This is a genomic window from Paraburkholderia silviterrae (genome assembly GCF_004353915.1).
In the GTDB taxonomy this organism is placed as follows: domain Bacteria; phylum Pseudomonadota; class Gammaproteobacteria; order Burkholderiales; family Burkholderiaceae; genus Paraburkholderia; species Paraburkholderia silviterrae.
Window position 1 is genome coordinate 25,696 of record NZ_SMRP01000025.1, and the last position, 22,408, is coordinate 48,103.

Genomic DNA, 22,408 nt, shown 5'->3' on the forward strand with positions numbered 1-22,408 from the left:
CTCCTCCTGGCGTTTAAATTAATCAGGTTTGCTGATCATTCACTTCCTTCAGCAGATCGCGCAGCTTGAACTTCTGGATCTTGCCCGCCGGCGTGACCGGCATTGCGTCGAGCAGCACGAGGCGCTCTGGCCAGTATTGCGTGGCCACGCCTTGCGCCTTTAAAAACGCCGTGAGCGATGGCAAATCAACCGACTCACCAGGCGTGGGCACGACCACGGCGCAGGCGCGCTCACCGAGCCGCGCGTCGGGCCACGCCACGATGGCCACCTGCGAGATGCCGGGGTGCCGGTACAGCAGCGCCTCGATCTCCACCACGGGAATGTTCTCGCCGCCACGGATGATCACGTCCTTGCTGCGCCCGCTGATACGGATATAGCCTTGTGCATCGATGCTCGCGAGGTCGCCCGTGTCGAACCAGCCCTGCGCATCAGTCGCATTCAGGTGCGCGCGCTTCAGATAGCCACCGAACGCCGAGCAAGCACGCACGAACAGACGCCCCGCAACGCCGGCCGGCAGCGCCTCGCCGTTCTCGTCGACCACCCTCGCCTCCACGCCCGGCAGCGGCGCGCCGTCGGTGGCGGCTGAGCGCTCGTCCGCGTCGTCGAGGCGCGTGAGCGTGACCGCGCCCATCTCCGTCATGCCCCAGGCGGAAACGATCTTCGCGCCCAGCGCCGCTCGCGCGCGCTCGACGAGCGCACCCGGAATCGGCGCGCCCGCGCACAGGAACGTGCGCAGCGTTGGCACGGTCGTGCCGCTCTCCTTCACCGCATTGGCCAGGTCGGACAGAAACGCCGTGGATGCCATCGTGAACGTGATGCCCTCCCCGGCGATGAGCTCAAGCGCCGCCCGTGGCTGCCAGATGTCCTGCAGCACCGCGTGCGCGCGCAGCAGGATCGGCATCATCAGTCCATACATGAAGCCGGTCTGATGCGCCATCGGCGAAGCCATCAGCACGACGTCGTCGCGGCCGAGGCGCATGGACCGCGCATACGGCACGATGTTCGAGAAGAGCGTGTTGGCAGTGTGCATCACGCCCTTCGGCTCGCCCGTCGTGCCCGAGGTGTAGAGCAGTTGCGTGACGTCGTCGGGGCCGGGACGATGACGCGCGAGGATCTCGCTTGCGTCCGGCCCACTCTCCCATCGCGGGCCCGAGAGCAGTGTCTCGAAGCTGTTGGCCGCCGTGCCGCCATCGATCACGATCACGTGCCGCAACGCGGGCAAGACGGGTTGCAGCGCGCTCAGCATCTGCTCGTAATCGGTGCCCCGAAAGCGCCTGGGCACCACCATCACCTTGCTTTCGCCGTGCGCGAGCATGAACGACAGCTCACGCTCGCGAAAGATCGGCATGAGCGGATTGAGCACCGCGCCAATGCGCGAGCACGCGAGATAAAGCACCGTGAACTGCCAGCAATTCGGCAACTGAATCGACACCACGTCGCCGCGGGTCACGTCAAGGCGCGCGAGCCCCACGGCGACGCGGTCGGCCAGCGCCGCCAGCTCGCGGTACGTGAAGCGCGTGGTCGTGCCGTCCTCCACGCGCCGTGCGATAAGCGCGATCTTGTCCGGACACTCGGCCACACAGGCGTCCAGCTCGTCGTTGATGGTGCGCCCCGGCCACCAGCGGCGCGTCGTTACGCGCGCGCGCATCTGCTCGATCAATACCGCGTCGAACGCCATCGCATGCCCCCGTGCAAGAGAAGTGCCGCTCATGCGGGAACGGCGTCGCGCCCGGCGTTCGCACGCGCCACGATGGTCTTCATGATCTGCGCCGTGCCGTCGCCGATCTGGAAGCCGAGGACGTCGCGCAGGCGCTGCTCCAGCAGCCCGCGATCGTAACCGCCGTGGCCGAACGAGAGCAGGCATTGATGCACGACGTCGTAGGCGAGCTTGGGCCCCCACCATTTGCACATGGCCGCCTGCGCCGTGTGCGGCAAGCCGCGGTCCTTGAGCCAGAGCGTTTGCAGGCACAGCAGGCGCGCGGCCTCCACCTGGGTCGCGTACTCGGCAAGCGGATGCGAGACGCCCTGAAACGCCGCAAGCGGCTTGCCGAACGCCTCGCGCTGCGCAACGTACTCCCACGTCTCCTCGAGGCTCACGCTCGCAACCGCGAGCACCTGCAAGCCGATCAGCGCGCGCGAGAAGTCGAAGCCCTGCATCACCTGCACGAAGCCCTTGCCCTCGTCGCCTAGCCGATGATCCACGGGCACGCGCACGTTCTCGAAGAAGATCGAGCCGCGCCCGATGGCGCGCTGGCCATGACAATCGAAACGGTTGCGCGTGATGCCGGGCAAATCCATCGGCACGAGCACAGCGGAAACGCCGCGTGCGCCGTCCTCCACGCGGCCCGTGCGGGCGAACACCACGGCGGCGTCGGCCTGGTCGGCCGCCGAGATCGACGTCTTCTCGCCGTTGAGCACGTAGTGGTCGCCCACGCGCTCCATCTTGAGGCGCAGGTTCGCCGCGTCCGAGCCGCCGCGCGGCTCGGTCAGCGCGATCGCGAGCAGCGCGCGCCCCTGCGTCAGACGCTCGAGCCACGGACGCGCGATCTCGGGCGCCGCGTGCTGCGCCAGGATCTGACCGTTGAGCGAAGCGAGCAGGTTGATATAGGAAAGGCTCAGGTCGGCGCGGGCGATCTCTTCGTGGATCACGCCCGCCGCGAGGCAGCCGAGCCCCTGGCCGCCACAGGCTTCGGGCAGCTCCGGCGCGATGAATCCCATCTCGCCCATTTCGCGCATCAAGCCGCGGTCGAGCACGCGTGTTTGATCGCGTTCCTGAAAGCCCGGCGCGACGCGTCCCTGCGCGAAACGCCGCGCGTGCTCGCCGAGGGCGACGAGGTCATCGTCGATATAGGGATTCATGTCCACTCCTGGTGCTGGGTCGTTCTATTCGTTCGTCATACTAAACGTTACCAATACGCATTTACTTTGCGCATTTACTTCGCGTATTTGCGGAACTCGGGCTTGCGCTTCTCATTGAACGCCCGCACGCCCTCGCGCGACTCCTCCGTGTCGTAATAGAGCTTGAGCGCATACATGCCCATGCCCGCGATGCCGGCCTGGTGCGCGGTGTCCATGTTGAACGAGCGCTTGGCGATGGCGATGGCCGTCGGGCTCTTTTCCATGATCTCGTCGCACCACTTCTGCACTTCGGCGTCCAGTTGCTCGTGCGGCACGACCGCATTCACGAGTCCCATCGCCAGCGCCTCGGCGGCGGGATAGCGGCGGCACAGATACCAGATCTCGCGCGCCTTTTTCTCGCCCACCACACGCGCGAGAAAGGCCGTGCCGTAGCCGGGGTCCACCGAGCCGACCTTCGGGCCCGCCTGCGCGAATACGGCCTTCTCCGAGGCAATCGTGAAATCGCAGATCGTGCACAGCACGTTTCCGCCGCCCACCGCGTAGCCCTGCACACGCGCGATCACGGGCTTGGGCACGTCGCGGATGGCGGTGTGCAGTTCCTCCATCGGCAGCCCGATGGTGCCGCGCCCGTCGTATTGACCCTCATGGGCGGACTGGTCGCCGCCGGTGCAGAACGCCTTGTCGCCAGCGCCCGCCAGCACGATCACGCCAATCTCGCGCGAATAGCCCGCCTTGTTGATCGCGTGAATCAGCTCGTCGCAGGTGCGTGCGCGAAACGCATTCATCTTCTCCTGGCGATTGATGGTGATCCATGCCGCGCCGTTGCGCACTTCGTAAAGAATGTCTTCGTAGTTCATGATCGAATCCTGGGTTGTGCTGACAATCAATCAGCCGGCCATGGTCAGTCCGCCGGACACGCTCAGCACCTGCCCGGTGATGTAGCCCGCGTCGTCGCTGGCGAAAAAGACGATTGCGCCCGGCAGGTCCTCGGGCTGGCCAATGCGGCCCAGCGGAATCGAGCGCTGGAACGCTTCGAGCAGCTTCTCGGGATTGCCCGCGCCCTCCTTGTAATCGGCAAAGAGCGCGGTGTCGGTCGGGCCCGGGCAGACCACGTTCACGGTGATGCCGTGGCGCGCGTGCTCGCGTGCGATGGTCTTGGAGAACGACACGAGGCCGCCCTTGCATGCCGCGTAGACGGCCTCGCCCGACGAGCCCACGCGCGCCGCATCGGAAGCGATATTGACGATGCGCCCGCGCTTGCGCTCGACCATGCCGGGCAGCACGGCATGGTGCAGGTGCAGCGCGCCCATGAGATTGATCGCGATGAGCCGCTCCCACTGCGCGGGCTGCGTTTTCGTGAATGGCTTGAAGACGTCCCAGCCCGCGTTGTTCACGAGCACGTCCACGGGGCCGAGTTGCGCCTCGGCTTGCGCGAGCGCCGCATCCACCTCCGCTCGATTCGTGATGTCACAGCGCAGCGCGAGCGCCTGGCCGTCTTGCGCCTCGATCGACGCGCTCACTTTCTGCGCCGCTTCGAGCGAGAGATCGAGCACCGCCACGCGCGCACCCTGCGCCGCAAAGCGCCGGCAAGTCGCGCTGCCAATGCCGCCTCCGCCTCCCGTCACGACCACCGTGCAGCCTTCGAACTTCTTCATCGTGCTCCTCCATTCGTACCAGGGTTACCATTGAGCCTGTTGGCGGTCGCGCACCTTTTCTGGCCGCCCGAATTACGTCAATATATTGACGTATACTAGGCAGCACATCGATCGAAAACAAGCGCAGCCACACTAGGAGAAACCCTTTGCCAAAGCCTTCAAAAAACCACGATAAAGAAGACATTGCGCGCTTCGAGCTGGCCAATCGGCTGTTCTTCCGTCTCTACCAATCTGCCAACATGTTGCATAAAACGGGAACAAGGGCTGTGGAAGAGGAAGGGCTGACCACGCAGCAGTGGGCCGTGCTCGGCGCACTTTCGCGCGAGGAGGCTCAGGAAGGCATGAGCGTGGGCGAGTTGGCGCGCTATCTGATGGTGAGCCGGCAGAACCTCTCGGGCCTGATCAGCAGGATGGAGCGCGACGGCCATTTGAGCGCCACCCCGGACGCCCTCGACCGCCGCTCGCGCCGCGTGCGCATGAGCGAGTCGGGCCGCACGCTATGGCTGCACCAGGCCACGCCCAAGATCCAGGCGTATTACGAAGAGGTGCTAGGCAATTTTTCCGTCGACGACATGACGCACACGCTGCACTATCTGCTCAAGCTGCTGGACAACATGAAGCGCATCGACGAGCGCGGCACGGAGGAAGAAGAATAAGCGCGCGTGGGGGGCACGCTCAAAGGCGCGCGGCGAGATCTGCCTCGATCCGCCTGCGCAAATCGCGCACGACCTTTGCCGCCGGCAGGAGCCACCACGTGGGCGCCTGCACGCCGAAGTCCCAGGCGATGCGTGTCTCGCCCGCGCTCACGGCACGCGCTCGGCAGCGGAAGGTCACGGCCTGATGCGCCTCACCCGCGCTCTCGCCGTGGTGCGCCATCGAGTAGCGCAGGACCGCGCGCAGTTCGAAGCCCGCATCGCCGGGCAGGTGCTCGCCAGTTTCGATACGCCATTCGGCGCCATGGCGGCCCGTGCCGCGCAGCGCGGCGCCCACGCGCTGCCACGTTTCGTGAGCGGGCAGCGGCATGCCATGCTCGCGCCCCGCGCGATCGGCCCGATAGAAGGTCCGCTGCGCCCATGCATATCCGCCCACCAGCACCACGCCCGCGGCAATCAGCAGTCCTTGCAAGATTTCGCCGAGCCAGCGCCATGAGCCGCTTGTATCGAATACGCTAAAGACGATCTTGTGTGTCACCACAAAGAGGACGATGAACATCACGACAATGCCGCTCAACGTCATCAGCCAGCCACGCGCGGGATCGTCGAATCGCGAGAAAAAGAAGTCGCGCACGGGGTGTCGTTCGAGCGGCGCGAAGCTTGCGCTGCCATTGCCGCCATTGCCTTGGTTGCCGCCATTGCTACCATTGCTGCCATTGCCGGAGACGGGGCTTGCGGCAGCGGTTGCCTGGGCCTGCCGGAAGGCCTGCGCCTCATCGCGCCGCGCGGCGGCGCTTGCGCGCTCGCGCACGGCTTCTTCACGCAGGTGCACGAGCTCGCCGATCAGGCGTTCGCGCTCGGTCTGCAGGCGCGCAAACTCGGCCAGGCCGCGCAGCCTGGCGCTCTGCAACGCGTCGAGCTCGCCCTGCAGGCGCTCGCGGCGCAGTTGCAGGTCGCGCAACTGCTCGCGCACGCGCACGAGGTGCGCATCGCCCAGGGCCACGCGGCTCGCGGGCGCCTCGTGATGCGCGGACCAGTAGTCCTCCAGCACCTCGCGCGCTTCCTTGATCTTCTTGAACTGCTCGGAGGCCCAGTGCAGCGACGCGGGGCTCGGATGCCGCCACTTGTCGGGATGGAAGATCTGGGCGAGCTGCCGGTAGTTGTGCTTGATTTCGGCCGCGCTGGCGCCAGGCTCGAGATCGAGCCGGTAGTAGAGGCGATCGTAGTCTTCGTGGGTCCTCGGATCGGGGGCGCTCATGACCGAAGTGTCGATAGGGGGTTCAGTCGGGGTTCAGTCGATAAGCCGCATTCGTAGCGGCTTTGTCAGACAAGGTATAACACGTCGGCCCCAGCGGCAAGAATCGCGCCGGCCGCCTCACCTCCGGCGCGACGGTTGCCTCCCCGCCGGCGCGAGCATCCGGCTCAGCGTCGCGAACGCCACGGCGGGCAGCTCGTGGAGCTTGCGCACGACCACGGCCTGCGGATAGAACGCCTCTACGGCATCGTCCTGAATGCCGATGCCGACCAGCTCGATGCCCAGCTCGCCCACCTCGGCCACGCACGCACGCAAGTCGCTGCGCAAGACAGCGGGGTCGCCATCGCTCGTGGATGGATAGCCGTCCGAGAGCACGAACAGCAGGCGCCGCCGCGCCTTGCGCGCCATGAGCCGCGCGGCGGCCCAGGCGAGCGCTTCGCCATCGGGATTCTCGTGACCGCACTCGATGGCCGCGAGGCCGCTCGCGGCGTTCGAATCGCGCGCGTCGAAGCGCTTGAAGACCCGCAGATCGAGCCGCTCCATGAAGCGGTTGTAGCCGCGCAGGTCCGCGCCCGCCGCGCGAGCGCGCTCGAACTGAGCGCGCATGTCGGGCGACTCGACCGAGCTGTAGCCAAGCACTTCGCAGTCGAAGCCGAGTTGCATGAGCGCGTCGGTGAGCGCCGCCGCGCACAGTCGCGCGAGCTCGATCTTGCGCCCCGCCATCGAGCCGCTCAGGTCGAGCAGCAGCGTCATGGCGGCGGCGCGGCCGCTCGCGTGCGTGGTCACGCGAAACGGCGTGCGATAGCCGCGCGAGGCGGCCAGGCGAGCGAGCGCGGCACGGTCGATCTCGCCGCGCTCCTGCTCGCGCTTCCAGTGCGTGAGCTCGTCGGCTTTCAGCACGCGCTCGAGGTGCGTCTTGAGCGCGCCAGTCTCCGCGCGCGCCAGCGCGCGCAGCTTGCGCCACGCCGTGGCGTCGCCGCTGCCGGTGAGGTCGGTCACGACGTCGAAGGCTGTGGTGAGCGGGATCGACCGGGCCGGCTTCGGGAACGGCGCCTCGCCGCCGACCGCGCGCGGCGGCGCGGCATCGGTCTCGGAGAGCGTGGCGCCGGGCGCGGAGGTGGCGTCGCCGAGCGCTTCGCCGGCCGCTTCCAGCGCCTGCGCGCCGGGCTGGCGCTGCGCCTCGGCGGCCGCCCCGGCAGCGGCGGCATCCAGCATCAGCGCGAAATCCGGGTCGTCGTGCGCGCCGAAGTCGTCGAGCGCGCGCGCGAGCGTTTCGTCCTCGATCGCGTCGAGCGGGCGCGCCGACTGCATCATATTGTTCGCGCCGCGCGAGGCGAGCGAGCGCACGCCCGCCACGATGGCCTGCGCGGCCCGCACGCTCTCGCCGGTCGAGCGGCTCGCGCGCGCCGCCGCGAGCGGCCCGTCCGCGCCTTCCAATACGCGCAGCGCGGCCGCGAGCGTTGCCGCGTCGCGCTCGCCCGCACGAGCGGGCTCGCCCCACAGCGTGCGCTCGATGGCCCACATGAGCCGCTCGGGCCACGAGAGCGCGCCCCAGCGCCGCGAGGCGTCGCTAGCGAGTTGCGCGCGCAGCCGCGCGACGTAGCGGCGCGCGCCCGGGTAAGCGGCCACGAGCCGGGCAAGCACACGCCGGTCTTCGACGGCCTGCGCAATGCGCCCCGTCACGCCCGCCTGGGCGAGGTCGAGCCGAGGCTGTGCGCTATGGCGCCAGCGCGCCGCCAGCAGGTCGAGGTAGCCGATCAGCAAGTCTTCATCGGCTTCGGTTGATTCGGTTGATTCGGTTGATTCGGTTGATTCGGTTGATTCGGTTGATTCGGTTGATTCGGTGGATCCGCCGGCCTGGGCGGCCCGAGCGGCTTGCGTTGATTGTTCCGCGTGCGAAGGCAAGACGAAGCGCGCATGCTCCACGCGCGGCCCACCGGCGCCAATCGACACCGCAAGACGCGGTTCGCCGGTCAATACGCGCGCGAGCTTGCCGAGGCGCGCTTCGAGATCGTCGAGGCGGGTGGCATCCATGACGACTGGCTCGCCTCTAGCTCTCGCCGCTTGCAAGCGCGCTCGCGTCCGGATCGGCGTCGAAGATCGCGTGATGGCGGATGATGCTGCGGATGAGCGCCGCATCATCCGCGCTGACTTTCGCGTAGATCGACGGGCCGGCGGCGCGCTCGGCGTCGCCGGTACGCAACATCAGCTCGGCCCAATCGATCAGGCGCCGCGTGGAGAACGCGCTCGCCAAATCCTCGCGTGCGAACGCGGCGCGGCAGTCGGCGGCAATGGCGGCGAGCGTCTGCGCGAGCGCTGGCGTGAGCCGCGGCAAGGTCCGCCGCAATACTTCGGCTTCCTCATCTTTCGACAAATAGTCGAACAGGTACACGCGCCAGCGGTCGAGAAAGGCTTCGTTGAGCAGATTCGCGCCCTGATACAAGTGACGGTACGCACTCATTGCGCCCGCCGCGTTCGCCGTGGCGAAGAGGCGAAACGCGGGATGCGGCGTCACGATCTCGTTGCCGCGCTCCTTGAGCAGGAGCTTGCCGTTCGGCTCGAGCACGGCGGTCAGCACGGCGAGGATCGAAGGCTCGGCGAAATCGAGTTCGTCGATGATGAGCCAAATGCCCTCGCGCATCGCCACGGGCAGCACGCCGTCCACCCATACCGTCTCGCCGCCCTTCACGGTCCAAAAACCCACGAAGTCGCCGATGGTGGTCTGCCCGTTCATGTTCGCGCGCAGCACGCCATGGCCCGTGCGCGCGGCCACCTGCTCGATGAAGCTCGTCTTGCCCGAGCCCGTGTGGCCGATCAGCATCACGCGGCGATTCTCGACGATGTCGAGAGCGACGTCGTCGGTGCGGGCCGTGAAGAGATACGCGTCGTTGATGCGCGGCACCAGCGCTTGCGAGGCCGGCAAGCCCGCCTGAGCGACCGGCATGTCCACATTACCGATGCGCACGGTCGCGCCCGAGAGCCGTGCTTCGCTGCCCGCTACGTCGCCCTCTTCGCGGCCCTCGCCGCCGCCTTCGCTGTCGCCACCGCCTTCGCGCGCCGCCCGCTCAGCGGCCGCCGCGCGCCGCAGCTCGGCGGAGAAACGGCTGCCCGCCTCGGCGGCACGCGCCTCGTCCTCGCGGCCCGCCTCGGACACAAAGCCCTCGCGGCGCCATTTCAGCAGCTTCGCTTCGAGGTTATCGAGGTCGACGACGGTGTCGATGTCCACCTCGCCGATGGCGTCGCCGTCGCCGCCGCGGCCGTGCTCGATGCGGAACATGTTCGCGCGCTCGGAGAGCGACACGCGCCACCATTCGCGCGCCTCGCCCGAGCCGCGCGTGTAGACGCCCTCGGGGCCGTCGTTGTGAACTGCGAGAGGGGTGGCGTTCATCGGCAAAAGACCACGCGCGAGCGCGAATAAAAGGATTAACCGCTCATGTTACCCGCTGTCCTGCCGCTGCCTGCCCCCAGGGGCGGCACGCAAGAACGCCTGCCGCCACGCCTCGCGGCCGCAGGCCGCCAACGCCAATACCAGCTCCAGCACCAACGCCAATACCAGCACCAGCACCAGCACCAGCACCAACGCATGTTGTAGCGGTGCGACACCCGGACAAATTTGTTGCAGAAGTTTTAATGATTCGAAATATTATCGCCATCTTCGCGCGCAGGGCTGGATCTGCGTACTCGAAAGTTTCACGAGATGACACCAGCGCACGCACCCACGCGGCGCCGGCGAATGATTAAAACAATGGGGATCACATGAAGAAGACCACCGCGGCGCTCGGCGCCGCCCTGCTTGCAATTTCCGCGCAATCGGCATTCGCGCAAAGCTCGGTCACGCTGTACGGCATCGTCGACACGAGCATCCGCTACCTGACGAACGCCAATGCGAACAACGACAATCAAGTGCAAATGGGCGTCGGCCCGATCACCGGCAGCCGCTGGGGCCTGAAAGGCTCGGAAGACCTGGGTGGCGGCCTCTCGACAGTGTTCCGCCTCGAAAGCGGCTTTAACCTCTGGAACGGCCAGATGGCCAGCCAGAACACGCTGTTCAACCGGATGGCGTATGTCGGCTTGCAGAGCAACCAGTACGGCGCGCTCACGTTCGGCCGCCAGAACACCCCGCTGTTCGACCAGCTCGGCAACGTCTATGACCCGCTGACCGTCGGCAACTTCGACCAGGACGGCTGGCTGCCGGGCGCGCTCGGCTACGGCCTGCGCCAGAACAATTCGGTCAAGTACGACGGCCACTTCGGCGGCCTCGAAGTCGAAGGCATGTACAGCTTCGGCGGCGTGCCGGGCAGCACCGGCGCGAACAACATGTACGGCTTCACCGCCTCGTACACCTACGGCCCGGCCTCGCTCGACGCTGGCTACCAGCAGAACAGCGACCTGCACAACAACAAGTACCGCGTCGTGAACGTGAGCGGCGTCTACCAGATCGGCCCCGTCAAGGCGATGGCCGGCTGGCTGTGGGGCCAGGACAATACCGGCATCGTCGACATGTACATGGCCGCAACCGGCTCGCCGGCTGCCAACTTCTCGACGCCCGTGACGAACACCAACCGCATCGACAACGGCTTCTACGCCGGCGCCGTGTGGCAGGTCAACGCGCCGCTGACGCTGACGGCCGCCTACTACTACGACCACGCCCGCAACGCATTGAACGGGGACGACGTGACGCTGAGCACCAGCGTGCGCTACACGGCGGTCCTGCTGGCCGAATATGCGCTCTCCAAGCGCACCGAAGTGTATGGCACGGTCGACTTCACGCGTGGCACGGGCGCGGCGGCAACCGCCGACTTCCCGGGCCGCAACAACCAGACCGGCGTTGCCGTCGGCCTGCGCAACATCTTCTGATGGCGCACGCGGCCCCTCGTTCGGGCCGCACATCAGCAAGATCGGCAAGATCGACACGAACCGCACGCGCTTTCAGCGTGCGGTTTTTTTATTGATCGGCGAATTCATCGACCACTGCGAAAACACGCGGCGCCGCTCGCGTGAAAATGGCCGACAACGTGGCCAAAAACGCCCTGAAACCCGGGGGCGGCACGCCATGGCGGGCGGTGTGGGATAATTACCGTTTGCCCAGAGTGCAGCTCAAGAGGTTGTTCGCACGGGCGCGCAGGGGGCCGTCAATCCCGTGGCCCGCTACCCAATCGGCACTTTCTGTAATCACTCTCACGCAACCACGATGCCCGCATACCGTTCCAAGACCTCCACCGCCGGCCGCAACATGGCAGGTGCGCGCTCCCTGTGGCGCGCCACCGGCATGAAAGACGAAGACTTTTCCAAGCCGATCATCGCGGTGGTCAACTCGTTCACCCAGTTCGTGCCCGGCCACGTCCACCTGAAGGACCTCGGCCAACTCGTTGCGCGCGAAATCGAAGCCGCGGGCGGCGTGGCCAAGGAATTCAACACCATCGCCGTGGACGACGGCATCGCCATGGGTCACGACGGCATGCTGTATTCGCTGCCGAGCCGCGACATCATCGCGGATTCGGTGGAATACATGGTCAACGCGCACTGCGCCGACGCCATGGTCTGCATCTCCAACTGCGACAAGATCACCCCGGGCATGCTGATGGCCGCCATGCGCCTGAACATCCCCGTGATCTTCGTCTCCGGCGGCCCGATGGAAGCCGGCAAGACGCGCCTCGCCAACCCCGTCACCAAGGCCATCGAAGTCAAGAAGCTCGACCTGATCGACGCCATGGTGATCGCGGCGGACAGCAAGTATTCGGACGCCGAAGTGGCCGAAGTCGAGCGCTCCGCCTGCCCGACCTGCGGCTCGTGCTCGGGCATGTTCACGGCCAACTCCATGAACTGCCTGACCGAGGCGCTGGGCCTCTCGCTGCCCGGCAACGGCACGGTGGTGGCCACGCACGCGGACCGCGAGCAGCTGTTCAAGCGCGCCGGTTGCCGTATCGTCGAGCTCGCGCGCCAGTACTACGAGCAGGAAGACGAGCGCGTGCTGCCGCGCTCGGTGGGCTTCAAGGCGTTCGAGAACGCCATGACGCTGGACATCGCCATGGGCGGCTCGACCAACACCATCCTGCATTTGCTGGCGATCGCGCAGGAAGCGGGCATCGAGTTCACCATGGCCGACATCGACCGCCTTTCGCGCGTCGTGCCGCAGCTGTGCAAGGTGGCGCCCAACACCAACAAGTACCACATCGAAGACGTGCATCGCGCGGGTGGCATCATGGCGATCCTCGGCGAGCTCGATCGTGCCGGCAAGCTGCACACCGACGTGCCGACCGTGCATGCGCCCTCGCTCAAGGACGCGCTCGCGCAGTGGGATATCGCCCTCACCCAGGACGATGCCGTGAAGACGTTCTACATGGCCGGTCCGGCGGGCGTCCCCACGCAAGTGGCGTTCAGCCAGAACACGCGCTGGCCGAGCCTCGACGCCGATCGCGCCGAGGGCTGCATCCGCTCGAACGAGCATGCGTTCTCGCAGGAAGGCGGCCTCGCGGTGCTCACGGGCAATATCGCGCTGGACGGCTGCGTGGTGAAGACCGCGGGCGTGGATGACAGCATTCTCGTGTTCGAAGGCACGGCCCATGTGACCGAGTCGCAAGACGAGGCGGTGGAGAACATTCTCGCCGACAAGGTCAAGGCCGGCGATGTGGTGATCGTGCGTTACGAAGGGCCCAAGGGCGGGCCGGGCATGCAGGAAATGCTCTACCCGACGAGCTATATCAAGTCGAAGGGCCTGGGCAAGGCTTGTGCGCTGCTCACCGATGGGCGTTTCTCGGGCGGCACGTCGGGGCTTTCCATCGGCCACTGCTCGCCGGAGGCGGCGGCAGGTGGCGCGATCGGTCTCGTGCGCAATGGCGACAAGATTCGCATCGACATTCCGAATCGCACGATCAATGTGCTCGTTTCCGATGAGGAACTGGCGCGTCGTCGCGAAGAGCAGAACGCCAAGGGGTGGAAGCCGGTGAAGGCGCGCCCGCGCAAGGTGTCGGCTGCGCTCAAGGCCTATGCCAAGCTCGTGATGTCGGCGGATAAGGGCGCGGTGCGCGATCTTTCGCTGCTCGACGATTAAGACCGGCGCGCGCTTTGCGCACGGGTCTCAGGAAGCCGCTCTTCGGAGCGGCTTTTTTTTGGGTTCTTCCCGCGTTGCCGGGGACTCAATGAGCGTTATGGCCGGCACGGATGGCCAATGCGCCCAGAACACCCTGGATCACCACCCGAGTCCCGCGCGATGAAGGCGCTCGATAGCGCGATCGAGGACGTCGGATGAATGCCCAAGGTGAATCCGGACGTAAGCGATACGATCGCTCGATCCGGGACGACGCAACGGAGTCGTCATGCTGCCACGGCCAGGCAGCACCCCCGCTTCGAGGCAAGCGCGTCGATAAGCTTCCTCGTCGTCGCCTTGAACGAAGCGCGGCGGAACCCGGAATCGCATGTAAGAGGTGCAGGTTCCCGCGTGAACGGCGTCGTGAGGAAACCCGAGGTCGTCGGTGAGCCGCCGCGCCACCCTGCTCCGGTTGCTCGCGTAATGATGACGAAGCTGATCCAGGTAGGAGTCCGCCTCGGGGGCAGGCAGCCACTCGGCCATTGCGGCCTGAAGCGGTATCGCTGTGCCATAGCTGCGCCGGTGCGCGACGTCGACGAGCCCGGCCAGCGTGTCCGGATGCGCGGTCAGCGCACCAATCCCCCAGCCGTTGCATCGGAATTGCTTTCCCAAGGTCCGCACCGCCAGCCAGAGCGGTGCGCAGGCGTGCGCCGCCCTGTCGACAAGCACGCGCAGCGCATTCGTCGGCGCGCGCCCGGGCGCATGAAGCGCAAAGTAGGCGTCATCGATCAGAATCGCGGTCTCCCGCTCGAATGCCGCTTCGATCAGCCGCGCCGTTATCTGCGGCGACCACTCGGCGCCGGTCGGATTGTGCTGTGGATTGAGCACGAGCAGCGTGCCGGGCGCCATCGCGCGCACCAGTTCGTCCGGATCGGGCTGCCAGCCCCGCTCGGCCGTGACGCTGTATTGACGGATGTCGAACGGCAGCGAAGCGAGGATGCCCACATAGTCCCAACCGGGATCGGGCACGAGCGCGGTGCAGCGCGCGCCGTGGCGTGCGTGGAACAGTTGCGCGAAGTCCGACATCGCCGCGCGTGTGCCGGCCTGACTGACGGCGACGTCGTACGTCCCGGCTGACGGTAGATCGTGCGTCCGGGCGATATACGCGCGCAGCGCCCGGCGCAGCGCGGGAAGCCCATACGGCGCCAGCGTATAGCCATGCGCGTATGCCGGCACCTTGCTCAGCGCCTCGACAAGACCGGGCGCGGGCGGCGTCCATGTCTCGCCGAGGCTCAGATACACCAGTTCGTCAACGCGCGCATATCCGGCGAGAAGCTGCGCATCGGTCAACGGATTCGGCAGTGCGCCGGTATCGAGCACATCGTCGGGTGATTGCATGGGCGGCCCTTCAAGGACGATTGACGGATTCGAGCAGCCGCGAGCATTGCCGCGCGAGATCCAGCAGCCGGGTATCGGCGTGCGGCTGCCCGTCGAACTGGAGACCGACGGGCAGCCCGTGCCGGGTCTTGCCGGCCGGCAGGGTCACGGAAGGCGCGCCGAGCACCGCGGCCGGAGCCGTGTTGCGGATGCAGGCGAGGAAAGTCGGCATCGACGCGCCATCAAGCACCACGTGCTCGCCAACGTCGATCGACGGCGACGGGAGAATGGTGGACGGCAAGACGACGGCGTCGACGTCGTGGAGCCGGTGGGCCGCCGTTGCAGCGGCGCGCAGGCGCGCCTGCGCGGCCAGCGCATGGCGATAGGCTTCACGCGGAAATGGCGCGTCCAGCAACGGCGCGAGCACGCCGCGCACGTCGGGTGACGCGACCTCGCGAATCACGTCCTCGAAGGTGTCGGTGGAACCGCTGTCGGCCAGATACGCGGCAACGGCGGCCGGCGTCTCGGCCAACGGCACGGCGGTCGCGACGTCGAGAAGAGCGGCGCTCGGGCCGCCCAGGATCTCGTCCCCCACACTCACGAGCACGCATCCGGCACGCTCGAGCAAAGCCAGCGCGTTGGCGGCGACGCGCGCGACATCGGGATCAAGGCTATGCCATGCGTGATCGGGAACGGCAAGCCGTATCGGGCGACCAGCGTCGCGGGCCATTCGCCTGTCACCATCGGCAGCGGCAAGGATCGAGTCCAGCAGCACAATGTCGTCGGGATCGCGAGCCATGAGTCCAACGGTATCGCGCGACGGCGAGATCCGCAGCACGCCCGCATGCGGATAGCGCCCGGTCGTTGGGCGAAAGCCAACGATCCCGCAAAACGCCGCCGGAATGCGCGCCGAGCCGCCCGTGTCGGTGCCGAGCCCGGCCGGCGCAAAGCCAGCCGCCACCGCCGTCGCCGTTCCGGAGCTGCTGCCGCCGGCCAGATAATCCGTGTTCACCGGATTGCGCGCGGTAGGCGCACCCACGCAGATTCCAGTGACCCCATACGCGAGCTCATGCATGCTCGTCTTGCCAAGCAGCATCGCGCCCGCCGCCGCGAGGCGCCGCCACACCGCCGAGTCGGACGCCGGCATATGCGCGTGCAGACGCGGCGTGCCGCCTGTCGTGCGGATCCCGGCGACGTCGATGTTGTCCTTCACGACGAGCGGCATCCCATGCAGCGGCCCGGCCGGCGAGGTGCGGTCCGCCTCGCGCGCGGCGTCCAGCGCCTGTTCGTGGGCCCGCGTGATATACGCGCCGAGATCGCCGCGCGCGCGTTCATGAGCAATCAGGTCGGTCACGTACTCCACGGCGCTCAGGCGGCCGGCCCGAAGCGCGCGCGCCGCTTCGCACAGCGACCAGCTCGCGGCTTCGGCGCTCATGCGTGCGCGCTCACTGGAACGAGAAGCTCCGGATGATTCCGGGAGATATACGGCACGAGCATCGCGAGCGTGCTGCCGTAAGCGTCGACGAACGCATCGACCGTGGTCGTCTCCGTCATCACGTGTTGGCACAGCAAACCGTGGCGCGCGGTGACGAAGCCCTCGTTGAGCATCTGCAAATGAACGAGCGAACGCAGCTCGTCGCGGCCTTTACGCACGCGCGCGGTGTCGGCCGCGTTGCGCGGAGCCTCGCGCGTGAAATGGAAATAGGTCATCCCGCCCTCGCCGATCGCACGCCCCACGACGCCGACCGACGCCGCGGCGGCCGTCAGGCCGGTTCGCAGGCGCTCGCCGAGCGCGGTGAGGTGCTTGAAATCGGATGCGTCGAGATGCTTCATCGCGGCGATGCCGGCGGCAAGCGACAGGTTGTTCGCGCAATAGGCGCCCGCGTGATAGACGGGATCGGGCCCGAACGGATCGAAGATCTTCATGATGTCGGCGCGCCCGCCGAAGACCCCGATAGGCAAACCACCGCCAACGATCTTGCTGAACGTGCTCAGGTCCGGCGTGACGCCATGCTTGACCTGCCACGGGCCCACGCGAATGCTCGCGCATTCGTCGAACATGAGCACGGCGCCGTGGTCCGTGCAAAGCTTTCGCAGCGTCGCGAGATACGCGCGATCGGCCGGCACCGCGCCGCCGACGCCGAGCACCGGCTCGACGATTACGCCGGCCACCTTGCCGCGCAGCTCGTTCATCACGCGGGTGGCCGTGTCGGCATCGTTGTACGGAATGGCCACCACCGTTTCCAGCACGCTCGGCGGCACGCCGTGCGCGAGATAGCCGGCGGGCAAGCCGCCGACGGCCTGGTCGTAAGTCTGGCCGTTGGTGATGAACGCGTTCACGTTTGTCCAGTCGTGCGTGCCGTGATAACCACCGTCGATCTTGAGCACGATGTCTCGGCCCGTGTACGCGCGCGCCGTGCGGATCGCCCACATCGTCGCTTCCGTGCCCGAGTTGCAGTACCGCACGCGCTCCATCGACGGAACCAGTGCTTTCAGCAGCTCCGCGTGCTCGTACTGGAGCCTGGTCGGACCGCCCGGCAACGTGCCCAGCGCGACCTGCTCCCTGACCGCTGCGATCAGCGCCGGATGGTCGTGACCATGCGCCAGCGCGCCGTAGTTGGTCAGGAAATCCTCTCGCCAGACGCCGTCGACGTCCTTCAGCCGCGTCCCGGCGCCGCGCTCGAAGTACAGGGGAAACGGCCGATACGACGTCATCGTGCGCGTGTCGCCGCCGGGCAGCGAAGCTGCCGCCGTGGCAAAGGCGGCAGCCGAATGCGGCGCGCCCGAACGGTAGCGCTCGATGATGCCGACGGCAATGGGGTCGTTGGAAGCCATGGAGATGCTCTCCTCGTCATGAAGCCGGATGACCGGTCGAAAGGGAAAACGACGCGTGAAATCAGAATGGCGCGGGCGCGCTGGACAGCAACGTCCTCGCTGTCCAGAGCTCGGGAAAGAAACGGTGTTCGGCCGAGCGGCGCAACCATGCGACGCCGTCGGTTCCGCCCGTTCCGGACTTCGAGCCGATCATGCGCTCGACCGTCAGCAGGTGCAGCGCGCGCCATCGTCCGAAGCCTTCGGCGACGTCCATCAGCGCCTCGGCCAGGCGGAACAGCGCATTCGATGGGCCCTGCGTTCGATAGACATCGGCCCATGCTTCCGAAACGACGTCCGCGTTCCGTCGTGCGGGATCCGCGGCATCGCGGTCCAGCAGCTCGTGCCTGACCAGAAGAGACAGCGCCTCGTCGTATACGCTGCTGTCATGGAACGCGCGATACACGTCCTCGGCAATGCCCGGCACCGATGCGTATCGGGCGGCGAGCGTCTCCGACTTTCTGCCGAGCACGAACTCGACCATCCGGAACATGTACGAATCGATGCCAGACGCGCCGCCGAGTTGCTCGCGAAACGTGTTGAACTCGGTCGGCGCGAGCGTTCCCAATACGTCCCACATCCGCGACAACACGTCGAGCGTGGCAGTGATCCTGTGCAAGCCCCAGACCGCTTCGTCGATGTGATCGGACGCGAGCTCCATCCGCACGGCGCGCGCCTGCTCGTGCATCAGCTTGAACAGCAGTTCCTTTGCCTGTCCGCTTAGATAGAACACCATCTCGGACGGATGATCGGTGCGCGGCTGTTGCAGCGACAGCAGCACGTCGATGCTCTGATAGTCGACGTATTCGCCGCGCCCGCGTCCACGCTGCTGAGCCAGTGCGTACAGGCGCGCATACGTTTCCGGAACGGGATGATCGGGATCGTTGTAGCGATCGCCGAAGCGCTGCTGGTATTCGGCGAACATCGGTGGGCTTGCGTGCAGGAACAGGATGTCGTGCAGCGCCATGCGCCGGATTGCAAACAACGGCTCAGGGGAACGGGACACCGGAAACTCGGGATTGAGCGCGGCGGGCTCCGCGCAGCGCGGATGGAACTGCCCGATCATGCACCCGAGCGGCACCGCATAGCCCTTCACCCTGCGTTGTGCTTCGTCGAGCAGCACCCAGCGGTGAGCGGGCATCTCCTCGAAGACCGTGACGAGCCCCGCAATCGACGCCTTGTCTACCGGCCATTGCATTGCGGAGAACTTGTCGATCTGCTGCCGCATCAGTTTGCATAACCCGGCAAGCCCGCTCGAATCGTCGTAGGCTGCAGTCTGCATCAGCAGCGTTCCGGCATTCATCGCCGGACGAACGAACGGGCAGACGTGTCCCGCTCGACCCAGCTTCTCGTGACCACGAGACAGATAGTCATCCAGCCATGCTTGCGTTTCCGGATGGGCATGCGGTGCGGATGTCCACGTTTCCATGTGCTCTCCCGTCCCTCGTGTAAGCAACAACGATTCAGTGAAGGCCTGATAGCGGGCGACGGTCGCCAATATTCGAGCTCACGTCCACGCAAACGTTTGACCGGCGGTTCGAGAACGAGGCCGAGATCGCCTGCAATCCTCATCAATCCGCCGCGCTTCCAACGGCTCGCCGTCGCGCCCGATCTCCCCATACCAGGCAGCCATCCGGCCCGAGTCGTCCTCGACGAATCGCGCTTCGCCGAGCGGCGGAGTTCACTCCGCCCGCATTGGCGACCTCGCTGTGTGCCGCCAGCAGGCTTGCGCGCGCGAGGTGAATAGCAGCCAGCGAGGAGCTGCAGACCGTGTCCACGGACAGCGCCGGCCCGTGCCGGTCGAAATAGCGAGCGATCCGCCTGACAGCAATCGATGTGGCACTACCGGCCGCAAAACGCGGCCTCGTTTCGAAGCCCGCACTTTGCACACGCAGCAATACCTCATAGTCGTGATGCATTTGGCCGACGAACACGCCTGTTCGAGAGCCAGCGAGACTTTGCTCGGCGATAGCGGCACGCCCGAGCGGCTCGCATGTGCTCTCCGGTGGCAGCAGCTCTTGTTGGTCGAGTAAATGCTCTGTCTGTAAGCCAGAGAAATGAAACTGTGTCGAAAATTATTTCTGTGCGCAAAATTTTCGATGGTGCGTACGGTGATATTTCTCGCCGATATTTTCCGGATTCGTTAATAGTGCCACTCATTATTTCGCGCCATATGTATTATCATGACTGAAACGTCATAGATCGCTATTTATTTCCGGTCACTGCGGCCTGAATCTACCGCGCAATCCTCTACCTGTTATACCTGACCAGGTTGGCAGGTAGTCACGTCCGAGCGATAACGGTGATTATGGACATACGTTTAATCAATATTTCACCGGTCGAATTCTGGGTGCAAGTCACGAGGTTTTGCGCCAATGCCGGCTCGTGGCCTGCACGGAAGAATAAAGCACGCGCTGTGGCGTATCGCAAAGTTCCGCGAAAAGCTCAAGCATACTTTTGGCGAGGCGATCCTCCAGTATTTGCACGAGCAGGCCGACAAGGCGGACTACAAAGCAAAGGCCGGTCACATCGAGAATTTTCGATACGTTTCCGCAACCGCCCGCTTGATTCGATTGCGTGCAACGAGGTTCTTACCGTATTTCCGGTGAAAAATTATCAAAATGGAAACACTTGGCACTACTATTTCGCAAATTCATGTGGTGTAACACAGCAATACGGACATCTATGCGGTCGCCTGTAGATGTCGACAGCCATTCGCCAGCGCAGCGTAATGATTGCGTCAGATACGTGTCGGTTCACGCGTTGACGATCCTGTCCGGTGACCGATCAGGCTGATACGTTGTGCTACCGCTGCGGATCATATTTCCCTGATCGTCAAAATCGATTTCGATTGGCGGCCCACCGTTTTTAGTGGCACTGAGTGTCGTGTGCTTTTCAGTCGCCGACACGACTTTCTGTTCGGACGTGCTTCCTGCTTGAGTGTCCGGTTGACTGTATAGCAATGTCCACGTGTCACCGACACGGTAGACAGGGGCAACAGTCGTGGGCGTACGTGGAGTAGTTGCCGGTTCCTGGGCCGCGATTCGCTCGTACCTCGGTGCAGTTTGGAGTCCTATCGCACATACTTTATGCGAGCTGCTCGCCGACAAGGCGAGCAGCCAGGATCATCGGAGCTCGCGGTTCAGGAAATCGCGGGTTCGAGCGTTGGCCAGGGCGGCGGCAGCGGCATCGTAGTGAGCGCCATTGTTGCGAGAGAACGCGTGACGCTGGCCCGGGTAGCTGTAGATCGCGACATTCGGTTTGCCAGCGAGAGCCGCCTTGATTGCCTCTTGAGCCGGCTTGGAGATGAACTCGTCTTCCTCCCCCAGGTGCATCAACAGTGGCCCATGAAGGCCGCCCGCCTCACCGAGGTACTTTTCGGTGTCGCCGCCGTGGTAGGCCACGGCGGCGTCAACCTCGGAGCGAACCGCTGTCAGGAAGGCCATCAGGGCGCCAAGGCAATAGCCGAGCACGGCGACCTTTCCGGTGCACTCGGGTAGCGCGGCCGTGGTCGTGACGGTAGCTTCGATATCCCTCACGCCGGCGTCCCGATCGTAAGCCTGGTACAGACTCAGCCCATGCTGCCAGTCAGGTTCTGATCTGACGTCGAGGTCGACGCCAGGCTCTTGTCGCCAGTAGAGATCGGGTGCCACCGCGATGAAGCCCAACCCGGCCAGTTCATCGCAATGCTTGCGGATATCGGCGTTGACCCCGAACACTTCCTGCAGGACGACGACAGCCGGCGCGGGTAGATCGGCCGGCCGCGCAATATAGGCTCCGAAGGCGCCGTCCCGGCCCTCGATGACGATATGACTTTCCATCGCTTTCTCCTTCGACGACCCCATTTCCCGGATCCCCGCCGATGTCGCCGGGGCTGGCGCACATCGTCTGCGCGGAAGGTCGGGCTCTCTAGTCCTGATCCATTCAGTACATGCAGTGCTTCGGCGCGAGTGCCGGGGGCGGGGGCGGATGACCAGAAGCCTTGCCCAGGAGCACCTATCCCTGCCTGGCGGCGACCGCGGCGCAGGCCTTGCGGATCACGTCGAGAACCGCATGCGGCTGCGAGAGCATCGGGACGTGGCTGGCCTCGAGCTCGACGGTCGTGGCGCCCATGCGCCTGGCGGCGAACCGCTCCAGGTCCGGATGGACGGTTCTGTCCTCCGTGGCCACGATCGACCAACTCGGCTTCGTACGCCAGGCGATGCCTTCGTGCTTCTGGTTGAAGAGGTCGAGCGCCGGCGCGAAGTGGGTCGCATAGACGACCTTCTGCTCTTCCGGCGACAGATCCTGAGCGAACGCGGCAGGGCCGGAATGCTTCAGCCAAACGCGGCCGTTGGCCACCTCGATGTGGTTGAAGACTTCGGTCTTCGGGAATTTGTCCTGCTGGCTCTGCGAGGTCTCGGTCTCATCGGGGCCCAGGGCGGCGATATACACCAGAGCGGCGACCTTGGGGTCCATGCCGGCGTGGGTGATGACCGTTCCGCCGTAGGAGTGGCCGACCAGCACCACCGGGCCTTCGACCCGCGCGATCGTGCGCACGGTCGCGTCGACATCGCCTTTCAGCGTATCCAGGCCATATTGCGCAGCCATCACGTCGTGACCCTCCGCCTGCAGCGCTGGGATCAGCTTCTGAAAACAGGAACCATCGGCCCAGATGCCGTGGGCGAAAACGATACTCGGCTTCATAGTGCTCTCCTAAGGTGAGTGCTTC

General features: G+C 65.7%; 17 protein-coding genes and 1 pseudogene. 4 read left to right on the top strand and 14 right to left on the bottom strand.

Features of this window, described 5'->3' with window-relative positions:
- Positions 1–22: 22 nt before the first annotated feature.
- The 4 genes from aliA to badH all read right to left on the bottom strand — a co-directional run bounded on the left by aliA (position 23) and on the right by badH (position 4,514).
- Positions 23–1,678, bottom strand: coding sequence for a cyclohexanecarboxylate-CoA ligase (aliA, locus tag EYW47_RS32150; RefSeq protein ID WP_133198900.1), 1,656 nt, complete (start codon positions 1,676–1,678; stop codon positions 23–25).
- Positions 1,679–1,707: 29 nt separating this feature from the next.
- A complete protein-coding gene (gene aliB / locus EYW47_RS32155; protein ID WP_133198847.1) occupies positions 1,708–2,859 on the bottom strand; it encodes a cyclohexanecarboxyl-CoA dehydrogenase in 1,152 nt (383 codons plus the stop codon).
- 74 nt (positions 2,860–2,933) lie between these two features.
- Positions 2,934–3,716: a 2-ketocyclohexanecarboxyl-CoA hydrolase gene (gene badI / locus EYW47_RS32160; protein ID WP_133198848.1), complete on the bottom strand. Its 783-nt coding sequence runs from the start codon at positions 3,714–3,716 to the stop codon at positions 2,934–2,936.
- Between the two features lie 30 nt (positions 3,717–3,746).
- Positions 3,747–4,514, bottom strand: a complete 768-nt coding sequence (gene badH / locus EYW47_RS32165; protein ID WP_133198849.1) for a 2-hydroxycyclohexanecarboxyl-CoA dehydrogenase — start codon at positions 4,512–4,514, stop codon at positions 3,747–3,749.
- 239 nt (positions 4,515–4,753) lie between these two features.
- Between badH and EYW47_RS32170 the strand changes: the two genes are divergently transcribed.
- The gene (locus EYW47_RS32170) at positions 4,754–5,170 is read left to right on the top strand and encodes a MarR family winged helix-turn-helix transcriptional regulator (protein ID WP_133198850.1); all 417 of its coding nucleotides are present in this window, start codon (positions 4,754–4,756) and stop codon (positions 5,168–5,170) included.
- A 19-nt stretch (positions 5,171–5,189) separates the two neighbouring features.
- On the opposite strand, the gene EYW47_RS32175 is transcribed toward EYW47_RS32170, so the two are convergent.
- The 3 genes from EYW47_RS32175 to EYW47_RS32185 form a co-directional block, all read right to left on the bottom strand.
- The gene (locus EYW47_RS32175; protein ID WP_133198851.1) at positions 5,190–6,425 is read right to left on the bottom strand and encodes a J domain-containing protein; all 1,236 of its coding nucleotides are present in this window, start codon (positions 6,423–6,425) and stop codon (positions 5,190–5,192) included.
- Positions 6,426–6,542: 117 nt separating this feature from the next.
- Complete coding sequence (locus EYW47_RS32180; protein WP_165976735.1) at positions 6,543–8,456, bottom strand: cobaltochelatase CobT-related protein; 1,914 nt, start codon at positions 8,454–8,456, stop codon at positions 6,543–6,545.
- 16 nt (positions 8,457–8,472) lie between these two features.
- Entirely contained in the window at positions 8,473–9,810 is a 1,338-nt protein-coding gene (locus EYW47_RS32185) for an AAA family ATPase (protein ID WP_133198853.1), read from the bottom strand.
- 368 nt (positions 9,811–10,178) lie between these two features.
- On the opposite strand from EYW47_RS32185, the gene EYW47_RS32195 reads away from it, so the two are divergent.
- Both EYW47_RS32195 and ilvD read left to right on the top strand, forming a co-directional pair.
- Positions 10,179–11,279 carry a porin gene (locus tag EYW47_RS32195; RefSeq protein WP_133198855.1) on the top strand — a complete coding sequence of 367 codons (1,101 nt, stop codon included), beginning with the start codon at positions 10,179–10,181 and terminating at the stop codon, positions 11,277–11,279.
- A gap of 334 nt (positions 11,280–11,613) precedes the next feature.
- Positions 11,614–13,473: a dihydroxy-acid dehydratase gene (gene ilvD / locus EYW47_RS32200; RefSeq protein ID WP_133198856.1), complete on the top strand. Its 1,860-nt coding sequence runs from the start codon at positions 11,614–11,616 to the stop codon at positions 13,471–13,473.
- Between the two features lie 138 nt (positions 13,474–13,611).
- Here the strand turns inward: ilvD and EYW47_RS32205 are convergent, their stop codons facing one another.
- From EYW47_RS32205 to EYW47_RS42745, 5 genes and pseudogenes are all read right to left on the bottom strand, one after another.
- Entirely contained in the window at positions 13,612–14,799 is a 1,188-nt protein-coding gene (locus EYW47_RS32205; protein WP_205710194.1) for a pyridoxal phosphate-dependent aminotransferase, read from the bottom strand.
- Between the two features lie 58 nt (positions 14,800–14,857).
- Positions 14,858–16,261 carry an amidase family protein gene (locus EYW47_RS32210; protein ID WP_133198858.1) on the bottom strand — a complete coding sequence of 468 codons (1,404 nt, stop codon included), beginning with the start codon at positions 16,259–16,261 and terminating at the stop codon, positions 14,858–14,860.
- Positions 16,258–17,661 (bottom strand): aspartate aminotransferase family protein, encoded by a 1,404-nt coding sequence (locus tag EYW47_RS32215; RefSeq protein ID WP_133198859.1) that lies wholly within the window; start codon positions 17,659–17,661, stop codon positions 16,258–16,260. The genes EYW47_RS32210 and EYW47_RS32215 overlap by 4 nt, the downstream gene beginning before the upstream one ends.
- Positions 17,662–17,722: 61 nt before the next feature.
- Positions 17,723–19,126 (bottom strand): tryptophan 2,3-dioxygenase, encoded by a 1,404-nt coding sequence (locus EYW47_RS32220; RefSeq protein WP_133198860.1) that lies wholly within the window; start codon positions 19,124–19,126, stop codon positions 17,723–17,725.
- 142 nt (positions 19,127–19,268) lie between these two features.
- Positions 19,269–19,721 (bottom strand): annotated as a pseudogene (locus tag EYW47_RS42745) (beta-ketoacyl synthase N-terminal-like domain-containing protein); the annotation flags it as partial.
- 351 nt (positions 19,722–20,072) lie between these two features.
- On the opposite strand from EYW47_RS42745, the gene EYW47_RS32230 reads away from it, so the two are divergent.
- A complete protein-coding gene (locus tag EYW47_RS32230; RefSeq protein ID WP_133198861.1) occupies positions 20,073–20,306 on the top strand; it encodes a hypothetical protein in 234 nt (77 codons plus the stop codon).
- 516 nt (positions 20,307–20,822) lie between these two features.
- Here EYW47_RS32230 and EYW47_RS32235 read toward each other — a convergent pair.
- Together EYW47_RS32235 and EYW47_RS32240 are read right to left on the bottom strand one after the other, a co-directional pair.
- Positions 20,823–21,518 (bottom strand): dienelactone hydrolase family protein, encoded by a 696-nt coding sequence (locus EYW47_RS32235; protein WP_133198862.1) that lies wholly within the window; start codon positions 21,516–21,518, stop codon positions 20,823–20,825.
- A gap of 175 nt (positions 21,519–21,693) precedes the next feature.
- The gene (locus tag EYW47_RS32240) at positions 21,694–22,383 is read right to left on the bottom strand and encodes an alpha/beta fold hydrolase (protein ID WP_133198863.1); all 690 of its coding nucleotides are present in this window, start codon (positions 22,381–22,383) and stop codon (positions 21,694–21,696) included.
- Positions 22,384–22,408: the final 25 nt, after the last annotated feature.

Excerpts from the sequence above, each read along its gene's own strand:
- ilvD (WP_133198856.1), top strand. The coding sequence starts at position 11,614 with ATGCCCGCATACCGTTCCAAGACCTCCACCGCCGGCCGCAACATGGCA.
- EYW47_RS32235 (WP_133198862.1), bottom strand. The coding sequence starts at position 21,518 with ATGGAAAGTCATATCGTCATCGAGGGCCGGGACGGCGCCTTCGGAGCC.
- EYW47_RS32220 (WP_133198860.1), bottom strand. The coding sequence starts at position 19,126 with ATGGAAACGTGGACATCCGCACCGCATGCCCATCCGGAAACGCAAGCA.
- EYW47_RS32185 (WP_133198853.1), bottom strand. The coding sequence starts at position 9,810 with ATGAACGCCACCCCTCTCGCAGTTCACAACGACGGCCCCGAGGGCGTC.
- EYW47_RS32210 (WP_133198858.1), bottom strand. The coding sequence starts at position 16,261 with ATGAGCGCCGAAGCCGCGAGCTGGTCGCTGTGCGAAGCGGCGCGCGCG.
- EYW47_RS32195 (WP_133198855.1), top strand. The coding sequence starts at position 10,179 with ATGAAGAAGACCACCGCGGCGCTCGGCGCCGCCCTGCTTGCAATTTCC.
- EYW47_RS32170 (WP_133198850.1), top strand. The coding sequence starts at position 4,754 with ATGTTGCATAAAACGGGAACAAGGGCTGTGGAAGAGGAAGGGCTGACC.
- aliB (WP_133198847.1), bottom strand. The coding sequence starts at position 2,859 with ATGAATCCCTATATCGACGATGACCTCGTCGCCCTCGGCGAGCACGCG.
- EYW47_RS32180 (WP_165976735.1), bottom strand. The coding sequence starts at position 8,456 with ATGGATGCCACCCGCCTCGACGATCTCGAAGCGCGCCTCGGCAAGCTC.
- EYW47_RS32215 (WP_133198859.1), bottom strand. The coding sequence starts at position 17,661 with ATGGCTTCCAACGACCCCATTGCCGTCGGCATCATCGAGCGCTACCGT.
- EYW47_RS32175 (WP_133198851.1), bottom strand. The coding sequence starts at position 6,425 with ATGAGCGCCCCCGATCCGAGGACCCACGAAGACTACGATCGCCTCTAC.
- EYW47_RS32230 (WP_133198861.1), top strand. The coding sequence starts at position 20,073 with ATGCCGGCTCGTGGCCTGCACGGAAGAATAAAGCACGCGCTGTGGCGT.
- EYW47_RS32240 (WP_133198863.1), bottom strand. The coding sequence starts at position 22,383 with ATGAAGCCGAGTATCGTTTTCGCCCACGGCATCTGGGCCGATGGTTCC.
- aliA (WP_133198900.1), bottom strand. The coding sequence starts at position 1,678 with ATGGCGTTCGACGCGGTATTGATCGAGCAGATGCGCGCGCGCGTAACG.
- badH (WP_133198849.1), bottom strand. The coding sequence starts at position 4,514 with ATGAAGAAGTTCGAAGGCTGCACGGTGGTCGTGACGGGAGGCGGAGGC.
- badI (WP_133198848.1), bottom strand. The coding sequence starts at position 3,716 with ATGAACTACGAAGACATTCTTTACGAAGTGCGCAACGGCGCGGCATGG.